Here is a 17,090-nt window from a genome sequence, read left to right as displayed (position 1 = left end):
AGGATTCCTTCCTTGTTTTTATGGAATGCATTCCTTTGATAGAAAGCCATATGACGCATGCGGTTTCCTACAGCAGCTTTGCGAGTTCTCCGATATCCTCGATCACGATATCCGGCGTTACCTCGCTCTTTTCGATATCCGCTTCCTTCGTTTCTCCGCTCATCACCAGAATGCTGGTAACCGCACTGTGATCCGCTACGGCGATATCCGTATACAGACGATCCCCGATAATGGCGATCTGGTTTGCGTCAAGACCGGTTTCCTTAATGATGTATTCCAGTGTTTTCGGACTCGGCTTTCCGAAGAATTTCGGATAGCGACCGGTACTTGCTTCAATCAGCCTTGCCATGCTTCCGCAGTCCGGGATAAAGGTATCGTTTTCCATGGGACAGTTGAGATCGGGATTGATGCCGTAGTATGCGGCTCCCTCCCGGATGAAATGACAGGCCTTTGACAGCTTATCGTAGGTCAGTGTCGTATCAAAGCCCAGAACAACGATATCCGGATGCTCCTCATCCAGCTGCCAGCCATGATGTTGAAACTCTGCCTGCAGAGCAGGTGTCCCCACCACATACACGCGTTTTCCCGCATGATGCTCCTTCAGCCAGCGCAGGATGACATGGGTGGAAATCATCATCTGCCGCTGTTCGATATCAATGCCCATGGTATGCAGCTTATCGATATACGTCTTAACGTCCTTTGAGGAGTTGTTTGTAAAGAAATAATATGCTCTCCCGCTTTGTTTTACCGTATCCAGAAAGCTGCGGGTATAGGGGAACAATGCATTCCCTAAATAAATTGTTCCATCCATATCCAGAATGAATGCCCGTATGGGCTTCATCGCTTCCTGGATCTGTTTCTTATCTCGTATCATAATATCCATCCTTAATACGGCTTGCAGGGTCTACTGTCCATAATAGGCATTGGGACCGTGCTTCCGTTTGAAATGCTTATCCAGCAATACCTGCTGCATCGGCTGTACCGCGTTGTCCTGCAGCATGATGCTGACAAATGCCATCGCAGCACATTCCTCCATCACAACTGCATTATGCACCGCTTCAAAGGGGTCTTTTCCCCATGCGAAAGGTCCATGGCTGTGTACAAGCACGCCCGGCATCGTATCTGGATTCAGGTTTTCCTTTGTGAAGGTTTCCACGATCACATGTCCGGTTTCCAGTTCATATTCTCCGTGAATTTCCGCTTCACTCATGAGTCTGGTGCATGGAATATCTCCATAGAAGTAATCCGCCTGCGTAGTCCCTAATGCAGGGATTGCTCGTCCTGCCTGCGCAAAGGCGGTTGCCCAGCGGGAGTGTGTATGCACCGCTCCGCCGACATTGGGAAAGCTCTTATAAAATGCAAGATGCGTCATCAGATCACTGCTTGGCTTCAGCTTTCCTTCCACCACGTTTCCATCCAGGTCGCACAGCACGATATCCTGTGCCGTCATATGATCATATTCCACACCGCTCGGTTTGATGGCGACGATGCCCATTTCACGATCAATTCCGGATACATTTCCCCAGGTAAAGGTGATCAGTCCGTGCTTGGGAAGCAAGAGATTCGCCTCCAGCACACGCTGCTTTAATTCTTCCAGCATAGTGATTCCTACCCTTCTGTGATTTCATCATAGAAATCACAGAATTTCAACAATCGCATGAAGGTCAGCCGCTGACGGATATACGGACTCAGACGCTGTGTTGTCGTTTTCAGTGCCTCATCAAGTGTCAGCTCCTGCATCGTCGTCAGACCGTGTACCTTTTTCATCCAGCCAATCATAGTTTCCGCATCCGGCAGGTCTGCCAGAATCGTCAGGATATCCGCTTCCTTCTCCTTCAGCATGTTCCCGGTGATATCTGCCATCAGATTCGGTGTGTTTTCCTTCAGAATCTCCTCCTGCAGGACAGGACTGGTGATATTGGCTTTGATGAACTCTGTTTCCAGCTCCATGTGATCCTTCACCTGATAGCCTCCCGCACGCAGCTTCTGTTCTGCTTTCTTATAAACTGCCGTGGCCATACAGAGTCCGACACCGACCTTTTCTCCGTGATAGAAATCAATCGGCTCATTGATTGCGGACATCTCCCACAAATGTGACATATGATGCTCCGCTCCGGATGCAGGGCGGGAATTACCAACCATCTGCATAGCGATTCCGCTCAGCAGCAGACCATACATCAGATTTTCGTAGGCACTCAAATCGCCGTTGCGAATACCGTCCAGATTGTCACAAAGCTCCTTCAGTACCTTATATTCCATATCAACGACGGTATCGCAGATATATTCACCGGTTAGGGCATGCGCGATTCTCCAGTCACACAGTGCCGTAAATTTTCCCAGCAGATCAGCGACGCCGCTTGCGGTCAGACGAAGCGGTGCCTTTGAAAAGATTTCACTGTCCGCCAGCACAAAGCGCGGAGATACCGCCGTAAAGCTTTTCTTAAAGCCGTGCCATGTCATGGCGGCAACGGTGGAAACATAGCCGTCCACACTGGCAGCCGTTGGTATACTCAGAAACGGAAGCTTTTTCTCATACGCATGATAGCGGGTAATGTCATGAATCGTTCCTGAGCCTGCCGCAATCAGAAAGTCAATTCCCGCATATTTGTCCAGCTGCTTCTGTGCAGCCTCCACACCATGCTCATCCGCATGCAGATTTTCAGGGTTCAGCCGGATGGTGATGATATTGGGAAGAAGCTCCTCCACGAGCTTTCCTACCGCTGCATACGTATTGTCATCGCACAGCATGGCAATCGTTTTGTATTCACTGTAATATGTTTTCATGATGTGAGGAAGGCGCTGTATGGCGCCCTTCTCAATAATCATATCATCTACAACAATTTCATGTGTTCTTCCGCAGGCACACGGCTTACGGAATTCCTGTACATCAATATTCATAGCCTAAGCCTCCGCCTCTGCATTTTTCATTGCCTGTGTTTCCAGATACTCCTCTACGTTTTTCTGTTTCATGCGGTATCCGGCATAGCAGACCACATATGCGACGACGGCGACACCGATCCATAGCGGACTTCCGCTCAGGAAGGCGAGGAAGATCAGCCCCATCAGCGGTTTTCCCAGTATATTGAAGCTGGTAATCATGGCAGCACCTGCCGGAATCGCATAGCCTGCGCCCTTGGCAACCTCGGTAAACAGCGGTGCTGTATACGTACACATCAGTAAGCCGACACTGAACCAGATGGCACCGGTAACGATGACCTTTGCCATGTTTCCGTTGAATACGGCAACAAGTCCCTCTACCATATAAGGAATTGCGACCAGATCGACAACCGGCAGTGTCTGGTTGCCAGGCAGGAAGAATGCAATCAGTACCATAACCGGCATCAGCAGCAATCCACACGTCAGCGTTGCAGGCTCTCCATAGCCGACAGCATCATTGACGGCGATATACCATTCGCGATCTCCGGTATTGCCCATGAATTTACGGGCACCCTCGGTGATCGGCGCAAATGCCTGTGCAAAGAACCCTGTGATTTTCGGGAAGATGGCCATAACCGCAGCCGTGGCAACAGCAGCCGTCAGCACAGATCCCCAGCCTGCCATAGAGCCAAGATTGGACAGGTTTCCCAGAATACCGATAATACCACCCAATACAAAGCCAATGGTCATCGGTTCCCCCATGAACCCGATTTTCTGCTGGATCGTCTGCGGATTCAGCTTCAGTTTGTTGAAGCCGATTGCATTCAGAATCGGATCGAAGACAATGGCGAAAATACCCGGTTCAATGTTATGCATAGCAATGATGGTGCAGTTTGGATACTGATAATACGTAGACCAACGTTTTGCCAGCATATCGGATATCAGCAGAGAATACAGGTTCAGCAGCACCATGCAGGCGATGCCCAGTGCAAAGTTGTCTGTCGCAAAGATAACCATGGCTCCCCATACCATATAGGAATAGTTGTTCCATAAATCAGAGGGCTGGAAGCACTTTGTCCATTTGATCAGAAACAGCACTGTCTGTAATACAATACCGAGTCCCAGATAGATCATACCGGCACTTGTCGAGAACGCTACCAGACTGGTTGCCTGCCAGCCGACATCGAATACATTCAGATTTACACCGGTGATGTTGACCATGGCATCCGCCATATTCTTAACCAGCGGGGTGATAATCGGTGTGAATGCCCCAACCATCAGGGAAATACCCTCCAGAGATACTCCGGCATATAAGGCGGAAAGGAATGCTTTCTGCGGTTTGACACGGAAGAACAATGCGATGATTCCGATGATGATCGGTACGATAACCGCAGCCCCAAAATTGTCGATCATTGATTTCAGAAATTCTAATATAACCATACGTTTATCTCTCCTTTATAATTTATGTTGCGTACTGCGAAGTCGAATGCCTATTTCCCTATTGACTGCAGTGCCTTGAGGAAGTCCTCGAAGAACTTGTCCTCTCCCATTCCTGTGATGCAGGCAAAGGCATTGACACAAGGAATCCCATAATCTCCCTTAGGAAGCGGTGAGGTGTGTGCGATAATGTCAAAGCGTTTTGACTGCGCCAGATTTAAAGCCTCGGTCGGTTTTGCCTCGGTAGCACTTACCTGATAGCCGTGCTCGGACAAACGGTCCTTCAGCTTAGCGGCCACCATGCTGCTGGTGACGGTTCCCGAACCACAGATTGATAGAATGTTTACTGATTTCATAAGTTTTCTCCTCCTATTTCTATTTCCTTCTGTTTTACTATATCTATGACCTCGTCGGCACTGGAGGCTTGATAGATCTTCTCCAGAACGGCGTTGTCCTGTATGATACGCAGAATCTGCTGCAGCTTCTTAATGTGGTTTTTGGGATCCTCAATCGCCAGCATGAAGACAACCTTCACCTCTACCTGTGTATCATCACTGCCCATTTGAATGAACGTTACCGGATGCTTCAGTGTCATGATTCCTTCAGTTTCATGCAGTACATAGCCGGCATCCGTATGCGGTATTGCGACACCGAATCCATTGATATCCAATCCGGTTGGAAACTGTGCCTCTCTTTGTTTCAGGGCCTCCACATAATCGCTTCGGCTGTAGCCCTCGTTTATGAAGCAGGTGCCCAGCTGATCAAAGATATCATTGGCATGCCCTGCTTCCGCCTGTAGGTGAATCAGTTTTTTATCTAAGTCTTCCCAAATCATTTCCATACTCCTTTTTGTCGATCATGAGGGATGCCACCCCTTCATGTATCCCGCTGTTTCTATCCACCTACAGTGTAATGCAAAAAGCGCTTTCATAAAAGAGTAAAAGACTGCGCAGAGGATTGCAGAGTTTTGAACAGTGGAATTCTTTGCACAGCAGGCATACTGCAAATTGTACCATAGAAAAAGACCCTGTATCAGCGTACAGCGTCTTTTTGTGACATGAATAACAGCCGGGATTTACATGAGGCTATCATAATATTTTTGGTATTTTTCTTTGAATTCCTTCCGCTTCAGCAGACTGACACGAATCGATTCCTCCTTCAGCTGCAGTGTATGCCCCGCTTCATAGTAATAGCCGCAGGACGGATTGATGAGTAGACCGTTTTTCGGACAGACAAAATAATCATCGTATATGCGCTGAAAATCCTGAAATCGCATGAATAGGTATAGCGTGTATTTCCCATGTCCAGACAGAGCTGCTTTTTTATAACGCTCACTTTATGGATTTTATAAATCGGTACAGCGATGCTTTTGTCCCCATCTTTTACATGGATGCGTATATTGATGTAATTCAGGCGGCGTTCCAGATGCTGAAGCAGCGGCAAAAGCTCCTGATCCAGTTTGGATTTGGGAAGAAAGGTAAAGGCGGAAAACTGCTGGGTGCGCTCAATGGCGAAATTATCCAGCGAGGACATGAGTATGATAATGGCATCCGGATTTTCCTTATAAATCATATTTCCGATTTCTATACCGGAGTGAACCGGCATCATCAGATCGCTGAGATAGGCATCATAGGTGCCCTTTAATGCATAGCTTGCGTCATTGGCGATATCAGCATGAAAGGCGGGATGCAGGGCTTCAATTTTCTTTTTGATTTCCTTTGCCTGTTCTCTTTTGTCATCAATAATCAGTATAGTATAGTGCTGCATAAGTACCTCCCTGTCGGCATGGTGTTGCCTTGTTTCCAGTTATATGGTGAAGCACACAGGATAGAGGAGGGCTTCCTTTATGGATACATTCAGGTGCCGGCTTCTGTCCTTCGCGCGTTATATATACAATAGCATAATTTGAAAAGATGAAAAGGCTTTTGGGACAAGCGGTATGCCACAGGTATCATTCGGTCATTTTAAGATGTAAAAAGCTATCTGATGAAAAATCTGTTGTATCGCCTGTACATCATTCATCACCGCTATATCAAATACACCGGGACTTATACCTTCGATACCACTTCTCAGTTGCTCTGCCGCATCCGCCTGATCATCCACAATCAATAAGGTATATGTTTTCATTTGTCTCTTCCTCCACCTATCATCGTCTTCATCATAAACATTATGATCATAAAAGTAAATAAAAATGGGACAAGCGGTCGATTTAGGTAGGAAACGGTAAAAAATTAAAAGCATAACTGGCTCTCCTCCTATTCTGGTAACACATAGACCGTTCCCTCCTGGATAGATACCATTCATCCCCTACATATTTACATTTTCCACATTCCATGTAAAATAAACATAGGGAAGTAGATGATAAGGTAGTGGTTTTCCCCTTCTGTAAATCAAATCATTTTCCTGTTTGCAGCTATCTGCGTACCTGATGATGTTCAATGCCCAACCATTTAGTTACGCAGCAGGCATGCGAAAGCTTATATAAATAGAAATGGAGGATCTTTATGTCAAATTTTAAAAAAATAGTATTGCCTTTTCTGCTTCTCTGCTTATTGGGGACACTGGCTATTTCCATGGTATTCTTATGGACGAGCGGAATCGCCCTGGATGAGATGATCAGTGTCACAGAATATTTCGATTCCTATGGGATGCTGTACTGGCTTCTGTTGCTTATCTCTATCCTTTCATCACTTTCCTGTATCATACTGCTTGTGGCTGGAAACAGGTCCATTCAGAAGTAAAAGAGTTTAACTGTTAGCGGTATGAAAAAGCTCCGGTCAAGCATAGGTCATGACCGGAGTTTTATTTATCTACTTTTTGTAAAGAAAACGTTCATCCAGTATTACTTGGAACGCTTCCTGCAAATCACGGAAGCCCTCCACAGGAATCGTCTGCAGCTTATCCTGTCGGCAGGAATGCACCTTGATCCACATCTCGGCACTCTTTTCAATCGTATGCATCAGACCAAAGGTGGAATCAAAATCCACGCCGCTGCAGAACATTCCATGATGTGCCCATATGACCGCATTATAGGTTTCCATCAGCCTGCTTGTGACAACGGCAATCTCGCGACCTCCCGGTACCATCCACTCCACGACACCGATTCCCTCAGGAAAGATGATCGGACATTCCGTCATCATCTCCCAAATCTCTCTTGTGATAATTTCCGACTTCAGCGGAAGCAGAAAGGTAAGTGCAATCACATTGGGACAGTGACAGTGATAAATCACGCGGTTTTCATTATTTGTAAGCTTTGCCTTGACTGCCATATTCATAAGATGCGTAGGCAGCTCACTGGTAGGACGGCCTCCGTTTTCAAGACCCCAGCGAATACGATACTTTGTACCGGTAGAATCAACCTGTATGATGCCTATTGTATGCCGGGGATCCTTTTTCATATTGTGAAAATACTTTCCCGTGCCGCTGATTAGAAAATATTCATTTGCAAGATTATCCACATTGGTACCAATCGGCAGCCATTCCCCTTTATCGTGCAATTCATCTTTTACATCCGCAACATTTTCCGGCTTCATCCAATAGGTGAAATTCCCGCCGTTGCGCTCATGCCAGCCCAGTCTGTCGCCATAATCCGCCATAGCGATATATTCATTTAAAAATGATGTTTCTTCTACTTTCATATGTTTTCTCCTCTCATATCCCACAGGATAGCAAGCAGCTGTAAGCCATCCTTATCTTAAATCATGCATAAGACATTGCCCTCTGTGTGCAGGGCAATCATATAGGTTTTATATCATGTATTTCGTATGTCCTGTTTGCACTGCCTCCTGCAGCTGTTCCAGCAGCAGCTCCGGACTGCGTTCATAGGAATCCAGAGTATCCCCGCCGCGATGATTGGTAAGTGTGCAGTTATCCAGTTGTACGACAGCATCTTCTTTAGTCAGCGGCTCCTTCGGAAATACATCGATCGCAGCCCCCATGATGCTGCCGTTTTGCAGCGCCTCCTCCAGCGCCGGCATATCCACCAGTACCGCTCTTGCCGTATTGATCAGATAGCTGACCGGTTTCATAAGCTTCAATTCCTCACGCCCGATAATCGGGGGATCATTGGGTCCGATGCGACCGTGAAGGGATACGATATCACTTTCCTGTAACAGGGTTTTCTTATCAACCGCGATACAGCCAAGTCGCTCAATAACAGATGCATCCAGATAGGGATCATGTACCATGATGCTGCATCCAAACGGCTGCAGGCGCTGTGCGACAAGCTGACCAATTGCACCAAAGCCAATCAAACCTACCGTCATACTTCTAAGCTCCCGTATCGATCCGGTATTCGGATAGGATTCTCTCCAGATACCCTCGCGCAGGGAGCGATCTGCTCTTGTCACATTTCGTGTTTCACAGATCATTAACCCAACCGTCAGCTCAGCAACGGCAAAGGCGTTGTGCATGGGACAGTGAATAACTCTGATTCCTTTTTTCTTTGCACTTTCCACCGCGATGTTTTCCACACCGCCCCTTGCCGTAACAATATACTTCAAGTGCGGTGCCTGCTCAATGATATCCTTTCCCACCGGACACATATGAATGAAGATCACGTCCGCATCCAGCATAGCCTCCTTCAATTCCCCTTCGACTGCATATGCCTCACTTCCCTTTGTTTCAATCTTGCGAATCAGCGTACGTGTAGATACACGATCCAGATCCGCCTTCCATGAAAAGCCGTGATAGGAACAAAACAGTGCGTGATGTTTCAATACCCTAGCGAATGCCTCCTCTGACAGAAACATATCTCCAACAGCAACACATTTCATATACATTCCTCCTAATTGTTCGTTTCGCACATTCATCATAGTACAAAAATGAAAATCCAGAAACACTATTCATGTTTATTGTTTATATTTCATCTTTTTTTTAATTTTATTGTTCGAAACGCACATTTTATGATATAGTGAAGGCAGGTGATAACAATGACAAAACAGGAACGGCAGAAAGCAATACTTGCGCTTTTGCAGGAAAAAGGAGAGCTTCACGTACAGACGATATGCCGAAGCTTCCACATAGTGGCCATGACCGCTCGTCGTGATCTCATGGAGCTGGAACAGATGGGAGCATTGATTCGAACACATGGAGGTGCCATCGCAAAGGAAAAGAAAACCTTTGATGCGCAGACACCGTTTGCAAAGCGCCGTAAGCTGCATACAGAGAAAAAGCGGCAGCTTGCCCATATTGCAAGAGGCTTTCTGAAGGAGCATGATCGTATTTTTCTTGCCAGCGGCTCTACGATGGATATGTTTGCGTCTGCCCTTCTGCACTACCTGCCATTGACCGTCGTAACCGATGCTGTGAATGTGGCATATGAATTGTATCAGGATTCCAGATTAACCATTTTTATGCTCGGTGGTGAACTGCGCAGCAATTCCCTCACGCTGACCGGTCCGATTGCACAGACAAATCTAAAACAGTTTCAGCTGTCAAAGGCCTTTTTAAGTGTGAATGCGATAGATGAAAAGGGAAACCTGTATACCGACAGTGTGGTGGAAAGCGGTCTGCTGGAAACACTGTTCTCCATTGTGGAGGAGGTCTATGTCCTGTGTGATTCCAGTAAGCTGAACAGCCGTGATTTCATTGCAATATCTCATGAACAGAGCTATACGCTTATCACAGATCAGGGCGCGGATGAAAGTCTGCTGGAGGCATATCGGCAATGCGGTATCCGCGTGGTGAAAGCTGCACCACAAATTTAATTTCATAAACTCAGATTTTATTGTTATGCATCATTTTACAATTAGCCTGAAAAATGAGGAGAACCCGTTTTTTATGGTATAATACTAGATATAGTTCTAATCACTGAACAGAAAATAGGGAGGAAATGATGTTATGAAGAAAAAGCTTTTACCATGTGCTGCACTTATGGCAGCCTGTCTTGCCGTATCCATGCCGATCGGTGCAAAAGAAAATCCGGAGCCATGGAGCAATACCTTGTCACAATCGGAAGAACATGTAATTAAGGAAACCGGAATTGATAAGCGCTTTGATATCGGTAAAGCCGTATCCGTAAAGCTGGATAGTGCATATGTGACAAAGGACACAAAGATTCAACTGACAGAAAATTCACTTTACAAAAAGGTTGGGAAACTGATTCCTGCACCATTCCACTTTCGCAGTGTTACCATAACCAAGAAATCGGGAAAGCTTATAGAATTTCCGGATACGCTGCAATTTCAGGAAAACAGCGGCTCCTTATCCCTGCATGGTCAGCTGCAATGTATCGAAATAAACCGTATGGATATAACGGGGGATACGATGGCTGCGACCTATACGGGTGTTCTGCTGGCAGAATAATAAAAAAGCTTTCAGATGCGTATCGCAGCTCTTCAGAAAGCTTTTTATTTTATGTGTGATACTACTTCATGAGCCCTTTTACGCATGGTAGTACGTTCCTACAGTATCCTGCAAAGAGCTGTTTATAAAATGGATTCATATTCATAAATTATCTGATATACTTCCTCTGCGGTTTTCGCCTTTCTGATATTCTCACAGAAATCCGCTTTCGATAACAGATTCATTAAATGAAACATTGCCTTCAAATGCGAGTCCTTATCTATCGTGGACAGACAGCATACAAAATCCACAGGATCATAGAACTGCGAATGAAACGGTACCGGATGCTTCAGCCGAATCAGCTGCATCCCCAGCTGCATCCCACCGACATCCGGCGATTCATGCGGCAAGGCAAAGCCCTGTGCCAGTACGATATACGGTCCCATTGTTTCAATATTGCGAATCATCTGCGTGATGTACTGTTCACTCAGATAGTCCTGTTCCAGCAATGGCTGCGCACTTCTTCTGACAGCCTCCTTCCAGTCTGCACATTCCACATCCACCTCGATATGTCCGGCAAGCAGTTCACGAAGCGTTGCCTTGTCACTTGGGGCTATCGGAAAGAAATGCGATTGCAGATCCCGGATAATATTCTTATAGATTTCATCCTTATCCAGCGGGCTGATGGCAATGGAATTCGCAATCAGTGTCTGAAGTCGCTGAAAATTCGGATTGGAATTCACACGGTGCATACCGCTTTTCAATGTTTCCAGCTTTTCACCCAAAAGGATACAGTCCTCATCACTCAGATACGGATGCAGAATGATGGTTTCACAGCGCTCCTCCTTCAGCGGTACCGTTGATATGATCAGATCGATTCCTGTAACATCATAATTCGCGAGTGCATGCACCGGCAGAACATCCGCTACATAAAACTGAAAGTATTTTTTCAGCCGGCTTAACAGCAGCTGTGAGGTTCCCACACCGGAGTTGCACACAAGAAGAATCGTGAACTGCGCACCCTGATAACGGTTGCGCTCCATTGCCGCACAGACATGAATGGTGATATAGGCGATTTCCTCACGGGTGATGGCTCTTTGTACAAACAGCTCCAGTGGCTGCAGATTTTTCTCAATCGCTGCGACAACCTCCGAATTCTTCTTCACGATTTCATACAGAAGCTCATTGTCACTATCATACCCCATATCCAGATCCTTAAATGTGGATTGCAGATGATTGGTCAGATTCTGGTAAAACTGAAAATCATTGCGCAGATCAATATTCAGATCATGCGCTACGGCATCAATAAACTGCTTGGAGATGACCTGAATCTGCATGATCTTCTCATCCGCATCATTGCGTTTGAGATAATGCATATTGTACAGGATATCCGCCAGCAGGTATTCCTCCTGCAGCCGATGCTCCATACCGAAATAATCCTCCATTTTGTTCATCAGATGGCTTGCCATTTTCTGCGTGGACAGATGCTGGGATACATAGTCGATCTCCACAAACCGATGCTTATGGTAGCGTTCAATCATAAGCATTAGATACTGCCGCAAATCTTCAAAGGAACCGTCAGTAAAAAAACGGCTGCTTGATAATTCCGCATCCTTGATCATACGCTTCAGGCTTTCCAAATCCTGTGGGGACATCATATCTTTATATTCTGAAATCCGATACTGCTGCACATACGGCAGGCGCAGCAGATGCATCAGCATGATCCGGCGGCTGCTCTCCCTGCCCTGAATACGCAGACCTCGGCAAAGGGATACGATTTCCAGATCCTGCTTCTGAATGCTCTTGCGTACATCATCCACATCATGAATGATTGTGGAACGGGATACAAAAAGTATATCCGCCAGCTGCTGCAGGGTTACATGCTCCCCCGTATTCGCTATCAGATACAGAATCATATGCATGCGTTCCTCCTTGCTCAGCTTGAAGGAATAAAAATCATTCTGTCCCAGCAGCATGCGAATGGTATCAGTATCCTTCTGCAGCTCAATCACGCCATGCTCACAAAGCTGAATCGGCTTCTGCTTGTTTTCCAGAAGAAAATCCGTGATTCCCTCCAGATCATAGCGAATCGTTCGTTCCGATACCTTGAATTTGTCCATCAGATCATTGATGGTACAGGTTTCCTGATAATCCCGCTTTTCCATTATCCAGAAAATGATTTCTCGTGCACGTTTATTCATTAGCTATCTACCTCACCATATATCATATAGAAAATATGTCAAAATGCAAAGGTTAATTTTCTGCAAAAGACTCCGCAAGAAGTTAATCAGCTGAAAACGGTTTCCTATCGTATAATGGAAGCATAAAGTGAGGTTGGTCATCATGCAATTTAAAACCTATGTTCAGAAAAACAAACCGGTCTATATGTATATCCACGGAGAATGCCTTTCCGCCTTCAGCTTTCAGGAAGAAATACGGGAGCTGAAAAAAGATTACACCCTCATCGTCCCCGTCTTAGACGGACATGGAAGTGAAGCTCAGAAACCATTCATCAGTATACAGCAGTGTGCAGAGGAGCTGCTTACCTATCTTCAGGAGTTTTATAACGGGCATATCCAGGTGCTGTCAGGATTTTCACTGGGTGCGCAGATTGCCGTTTCCATGCTGTCTATGAAGCCGGATCTGTGCGAATACGCCATGATTGAAAGTGCGATGATGCAGCCGGTAAAGCTGCAGAGCTGGAGTGCCTATGCCGGCATCTACACAAATGCACTGGCAAGAAAAAAATGGTTCAATAAATTCATGTACTACACTGTTTTCAATGATGATTTTGCCTTTGAGGATTATTATCAAAATTATCAGGCAATGACAAAGGAAAACCTGAAAAGCATACACCATACAGTCAGTACCTTTCAGCTTCCCGAAAATCTGGCGCAGGCTACATGTAAAACAGCAATTCTGGTTGGACAGCGTGAGAAGAAGAGTATGAAAAAAAGTGCCGATCTATTGAAAGAGGCACTGAGTGATGCACAGATTTTCATGCTGATGAATTATACGCACGGGGATTTCAGTCTTGGCAATCCAAGGGAATACCTGCGCTTTGTCAAAAGCTGGATACAGAACAAGGATATCCAGCAAAAGCGAAAGGTTCGTAAACAGAAGGAACAGCAGGAGGGGGATTACCTGCCGAACTGGAAGCATCTTGTGAATAAGATCAAGGATAAAAAAGCAAAGAAAAAGCTGCAGAAGGCAGGCTCTTAAAATAGAAAAAAGAAGCTTATCCATGCTATATAAAAGATAAGCTTTTCTTATGTATAATCGATTAGGCTATACATCCTGCAGCTGCACAAGAAGATGCCAGTCCATATTCTCACTTTCACTGTGAATACGATAGGCAAGCAGACTCTTTTTTAAAATATCCGAATCACTGCTTACAGCACTTAGAAGCAGCGCTTCATTCTGGAAGACGATATTTCCATCTTTTTCCTGAAATGAAATCTTCACCACATGATGGTACAGCGGCTTTCCGGAAGCATCCAGAAGCTCCCCGCTCACAACCAGATCCTTTGGAACAGATCCAAGCTTCACTGTAATATCCGTATCCTTCGATGAAACCTTCAATATGTCGTCATCCTTCACCAGCTTTGAAAAATCGCTTTCCTCCAGAATTTGTTCCTGACCATCCGCAGTGGCTGTATTCCCGGCTTTACTGCATGCGGTAAAACTGCCCAGGAAGAGAAACACCAGACACAGAAGCAGTATTTTTTTCATATGATACCCTCCATCCTTTTCCATATATATCGTAACATAGAGAGCAGGAATTGCAACCTCGCGTCCTGCTGTTTCGCATGCATTCTTACAATCTGAGCGAAATCTGTATCATAAATACATCATTGACGATGTGCTGACTGCTCCATTCCATGCCTTTACAACGATCAGGATGATGCAGGACACGGGACACGGAAACGGTATCCGAAGGATTCTTACTGGTGGTATCGGAATGTGATCGCAACAAACGGAAATGTGTTATAAATTAAACATGTAAGCAGTGCATATCATGTACGCTTACATGTTTTTATTCTCCTTCCATATACGGTGTAAGGGCTGTCCGGCTTTGGCATACAAACAGACAGCAAAGATTCTATACTTTCTATTAACACTGCCGTTTTTCCTTGCTTTTCATGATGAATTCCTACATAATGAACATGCAAAGGGGTGGTAACATGCGCTATCGAGATATATCCATACGTAAAAAAATACTGCTTTCCAATTTTCTTATGGTACTCATTCCCATCATTTTTGTATGCTTCATTCTGTTTTCCCTGCTGCTGGGATTTTCCTTTGTGACACACTCTCCGGCTGCACTCATCCGCAATGTCCTGTTAAACACCTCAAACTACGGACCTACACTGCTGATCAAAACAATGAACGACGAGCTGGCAGGAAGTGAGCACATCACGGACGAGGCCAGACGTATTCTCGCACAGCTTGAAAAATCAGGTCTTCATATTTTCGTCGAGGAAGCACACGATCAAAAAGCGGAGGTTTTATACCACAGCAGCGGAGTCAACCGGAAAAGCATGCAGAAGGAATTCGAAAGCATAGCCGAAACAAAGCAGTATGAGCTTCCTTATATCATATGGAATGCAAACGGCATGGCATATCAGGCTGAGCTGAAAAATGCGGCGGATAAAACCCTGCGCATAACCTTTTCCGGGAAGGATCTAACCTTCCCTCAGGACTCTTATGAATCCTGGGAGCATACCAAGCTGATGATCAAAATAACGATTGTCGCAACCGGTGTATTCATGGTATTATTCATTGTAGCACTGGGTGCCGTACTGACAAGAAAGCTGGCACAGCATATCCTGATTCCGCTGTATGATCTCAATCAGGCTACCAGTGAAATCCGAAGCGGTAATCTGAAGCAGGAGATCTCTGTGGAGAAAGAGGATGAAATCGGCGAGCTGTGCTCAAACTTCGAAGCGATGCGCAAGCAGCTGATCGAGTCGGAAAAGCTGCGGTCCCAATATGACCTGAACCGCAAGGAGCTCATTGCAGGCATTTCCCATGACCTTTCCACACCGCTCACCTCCATGCAGGGGTATGTCAACGGACTGCTGGACGGGATTGCGGATACGCCGGAAAAACAGCAGCACTATCTGCATATCATACAGGAGAAAACAAATGCCATGAATGCGCTGGTGGAAAGTCTCTTTCTCTTATCCAAGCTTGATCTGGGACAGGTGCCGTTTCATGATGAATGTGTAAATCTGGCAGACTTTTTACAAGACTGGTATCAGGAATGTGCTTCCCGCTATGAGCATGCAAGCATAAAGCTTACCGTCAAATGCACGCAGCCCGTGCAGGTTTTGATGGACCGTACACATTTTATTCGGGTATTGGACAATCTGTGTCAGAATAGTATAAAATATAGAAGTGAGAATCCGGTGCACATTGATGTCACACTGGAATGCGATAAGAAGGAATGCATTCTCACATTTCAGGACAATGGAATCGGAATCGATCCATCCCAGGCACCAAGATTGTTTGACAGCTTCTATCGCAGCGATCCTGCGAGAAGCTCCAAGGTGAAGGGAAACGGACTGGGTCTTTCCATCACCAAGCAAATCATAACCCAGATGAAGGGTGAAATAAGCGCCAGCGGTGAATTGAACAAGGGTCTGTGTATTACGATAAGACTGCCGCTTTTACAAGGAGGAACAACGCTATGAAACGAATACTGATTGTAGAGGATGACAGAGCGATTGCGGAACTGGAACGCGATTATCTGGAAGCGAATGACTATGAGGTTGAAATCTGTGAGGATGGTGAAAGCGGATTAAAACGCGCCTTGCAGGAGGATTTTGCTTTGATTCTGCTGGATGTCATGCTACCGAAGGAAGACGGCTTTCAGGTATGCCGGAATCTGAGAGCATCGAAAAATGTACCGATCATTCTGGTATCAGCCAAGCGTGAGGATATGGATAAAATCCGGGGTCTTGGTCTGGGTGCCAATGACTATATCGTAAAGCCGTTTAATCCAAGCGAACTGATTGCAAGAGTGAAATCACAAATCGCCAATTATGAACGGCTGACACAAGGAGCACAGAAAAAAGAGAATCTGCTGCAAATCGAAAATCTGATGATTGATTTAAACTCCCATGAGGTTTTTTTGGATGGTGAATCCCTCGTTCTCCCCAACAAGGAATTTGAGCTTCTCGTATTCCTTGCCAAAAATCCGAATATCGTTTTCAGCAAGGATCAGCTGTTTGAAAAAATATGGGGACTGGATGCCATCGGTGAAATCTCTACCGTTACCGTACACATCAATCGGATCCGTGAGAAAATCGAAAAGGACAGTGCCAATCCGAAATTTATCGAAACCGTATGGGGAAGCGGCTATCGTTTCCGCAAATATTAAACGCACACGAACGAATTATCAAATAGAAGCTAGTTATGCAGAAAAAAACAGGGATATCCAAAGCTATTGCACTCATAATCGCCGGATTCCCTTTTTTTTACAATCA

General features: G+C 45.6%; 17 protein-coding genes and 1 pseudogene. 6 read left to right on the top strand and 12 right to left on the bottom strand.

Features of this window, described 5'->3' with window-relative positions; all coding sequences use genetic code 11:
* Positions 1-67: 67 nt before the first annotated feature.
* The 8 genes and pseudogenes from G4D54_05125 to G4D54_05090 form a co-directional block, all read right to left on the bottom strand.
* Entirely contained in the window at positions 68-874 is an 807-nt protein-coding gene (locus tag G4D54_05125) for an HAD-IIA family hydrolase (GenBank protein QJA01850.1), read from the bottom strand.
* A gap of 30 nt (positions 875-904) precedes the next feature.
* Entirely contained in the window at positions 905-1,600 is a 696-nt protein-coding gene (locus tag G4D54_05120; GenBank protein ID QJA01849.1) for an L-ribulose-5-phosphate 4-epimerase, read from the bottom strand.
* 8 nt (positions 1,601-1,608) lie between these two features.
* Positions 1,609-2,898: a sn-glycerol-1-phosphate dehydrogenase gene (locus G4D54_05115; GenBank protein QJA01848.1), complete on the bottom strand. Its 1,290-nt coding sequence runs from the start codon at positions 2,896-2,898 to the stop codon at positions 1,609-1,611.
* Between the two features lie 3 nt (positions 2,899-2,901).
* A complete protein-coding gene (locus G4D54_05110; GenBank protein QJA01847.1) occupies positions 2,902-4,317 on the bottom strand; it encodes a PTS galactitol transporter subunit IIC in 1,416 nt (471 codons plus the stop codon).
* A gap of 50 nt (positions 4,318-4,367) precedes the next feature.
* Positions 4,368-4,670 (bottom strand): PTS sugar transporter subunit IIB, encoded by a 303-nt coding sequence (locus tag G4D54_05105; protein ID QJA01846.1) that lies wholly within the window; start codon positions 4,668-4,670, stop codon positions 4,368-4,370.
* The gene (locus G4D54_05100) at positions 4,667-5,149 is read right to left on the bottom strand and encodes a PTS sugar transporter subunit IIA (protein QJA01845.1); all 483 of its coding nucleotides are present in this window, start codon (positions 5,147-5,149) and stop codon (positions 4,667-4,669) included. The genes G4D54_05105 and G4D54_05100 overlap by 4 nt, the downstream gene beginning before the upstream one ends.
* 240 nt (positions 5,150-5,389) lie before the next feature.
* A pseudogene (locus tag G4D54_05095) lies at positions 5,390-6,081 on the bottom strand (response regulator).
* Between the two features lie 192 nt (positions 6,082-6,273).
* A complete protein-coding gene (locus G4D54_05090; GenBank protein ID QJA01844.1) occupies positions 6,274-6,555 on the bottom strand; it encodes a hypothetical protein in 282 nt (93 codons plus the stop codon).
* A 263-nt stretch (positions 6,556-6,818) separates the two neighbouring features.
* Here G4D54_05090 and G4D54_05085 point away from each other — a divergent pair, with 263 nt between their 5' ends.
* Positions 6,819-7,055, top strand: a complete 237-nt coding sequence (locus tag G4D54_05085; GenBank protein QJA01843.1) for a hypothetical protein — start codon at positions 6,819-6,821, stop codon at positions 7,053-7,055.
* Between the two features lie 69 nt (positions 7,056-7,124).
* Here G4D54_05085 and rhaD read toward each other — a convergent pair whose 3' ends face one another.
* Both rhaD and G4D54_05075 read right to left on the bottom strand, forming a co-directional pair.
* Complete coding sequence (rhaD, locus tag G4D54_05080) at positions 7,125-7,952, bottom strand: rhamnulose-1-phosphate aldolase (protein QJA01842.1); 828 nt, start codon at positions 7,950-7,952, stop codon at positions 7,125-7,127.
* A 108-nt stretch (positions 7,953-8,060) separates the two neighbouring features.
* Positions 8,061-9,089, bottom strand: coding sequence for a 2-hydroxyacid dehydrogenase (locus tag G4D54_05075; GenBank protein QJA01841.1), 1,029 nt, complete (start codon positions 9,087-9,089; stop codon positions 8,061-8,063).
* A 156-nt stretch (positions 9,090-9,245) separates the two neighbouring features.
* On the opposite strand from G4D54_05075, the gene G4D54_05070 reads away from it, so the two are divergent.
* Together G4D54_05070 and G4D54_05065 are read left to right on the top strand one after the other, a co-directional pair.
* The gene (locus G4D54_05070; protein ID QJA01840.1) at positions 9,246-10,022 is read left to right on the top strand and encodes a DeoR/GlpR transcriptional regulator; all 777 of its coding nucleotides are present in this window, start codon (positions 9,246-9,248) and stop codon (positions 10,020-10,022) included.
* A 133-nt stretch (positions 10,023-10,155) separates the two neighbouring features.
* Complete coding sequence (locus tag G4D54_05065) at positions 10,156-10,620, top strand: hypothetical protein (protein QJA01839.1); 465 nt, start codon at positions 10,156-10,158, stop codon at positions 10,618-10,620.
* A 122-nt stretch (positions 10,621-10,742) separates the two neighbouring features.
* Here G4D54_05065 and G4D54_05060 read toward each other — a convergent pair whose 3' ends face one another.
* On the bottom strand, positions 10,743-12,800 hold the full coding sequence (locus G4D54_05060; GenBank protein QJA01838.1) for a PTS transporter subunit EIIA: 2,058 nt from the start codon (positions 12,798-12,800) through the stop codon (positions 10,743-10,745).
* A 142-nt stretch (positions 12,801-12,942) separates the two neighbouring features.
* Here G4D54_05060 and G4D54_05055 point away from each other — a divergent pair, with 142 nt between their 5' ends.
* Positions 12,943-13,821, top strand: a complete 879-nt coding sequence (locus tag G4D54_05055; GenBank protein QJA01837.1) for an alpha/beta hydrolase — start codon at positions 12,943-12,945, stop codon at positions 13,819-13,821.
* 66 nt (positions 13,822-13,887) lie between these two features.
* Here G4D54_05055 and G4D54_05050 read toward each other — a convergent pair whose 3' ends face one another.
* Positions 13,888-14,331 (bottom strand): hypothetical protein, encoded by a 444-nt coding sequence (locus G4D54_05050; GenBank protein ID QJA01836.1) that lies wholly within the window; start codon positions 14,329-14,331, stop codon positions 13,888-13,890.
* A gap of 452 nt (positions 14,332-14,783) precedes the next feature.
* Between G4D54_05050 and G4D54_05045 the strand changes: the two genes are divergently transcribed.
* The gene (locus G4D54_05045) at positions 14,784-16,295 is read left to right on the top strand and encodes a HAMP domain-containing histidine kinase (protein ID QJA01835.1); all 1,512 of its coding nucleotides are present in this window, start codon (positions 14,784-14,786) and stop codon (positions 16,293-16,295) included.
* Positions 16,292-16,984, top strand: coding sequence for a response regulator transcription factor (locus G4D54_05040; GenBank protein QJA01834.1), 693 nt, complete (start codon positions 16,292-16,294; stop codon positions 16,982-16,984). The genes G4D54_05045 and G4D54_05040 overlap by 4 nt, the downstream gene beginning before the upstream one ends.
* The last annotated feature ends 106 nt before the right edge of the window (positions 16,985-17,090 follow it).

Origin of the sequence: [Clostridium] innocuum, assembly GCA_012317185.1 — a bacterium.
GTDB lineage: Bacteria > Bacillota_I > Bacilli_A > Erysipelotrichales > Erysipelotrichaceae > Clostridium_AQ > Clostridium_AQ innocuum.
This window is presented reverse-complemented; position numbering and strand designations above follow the sequence as displayed.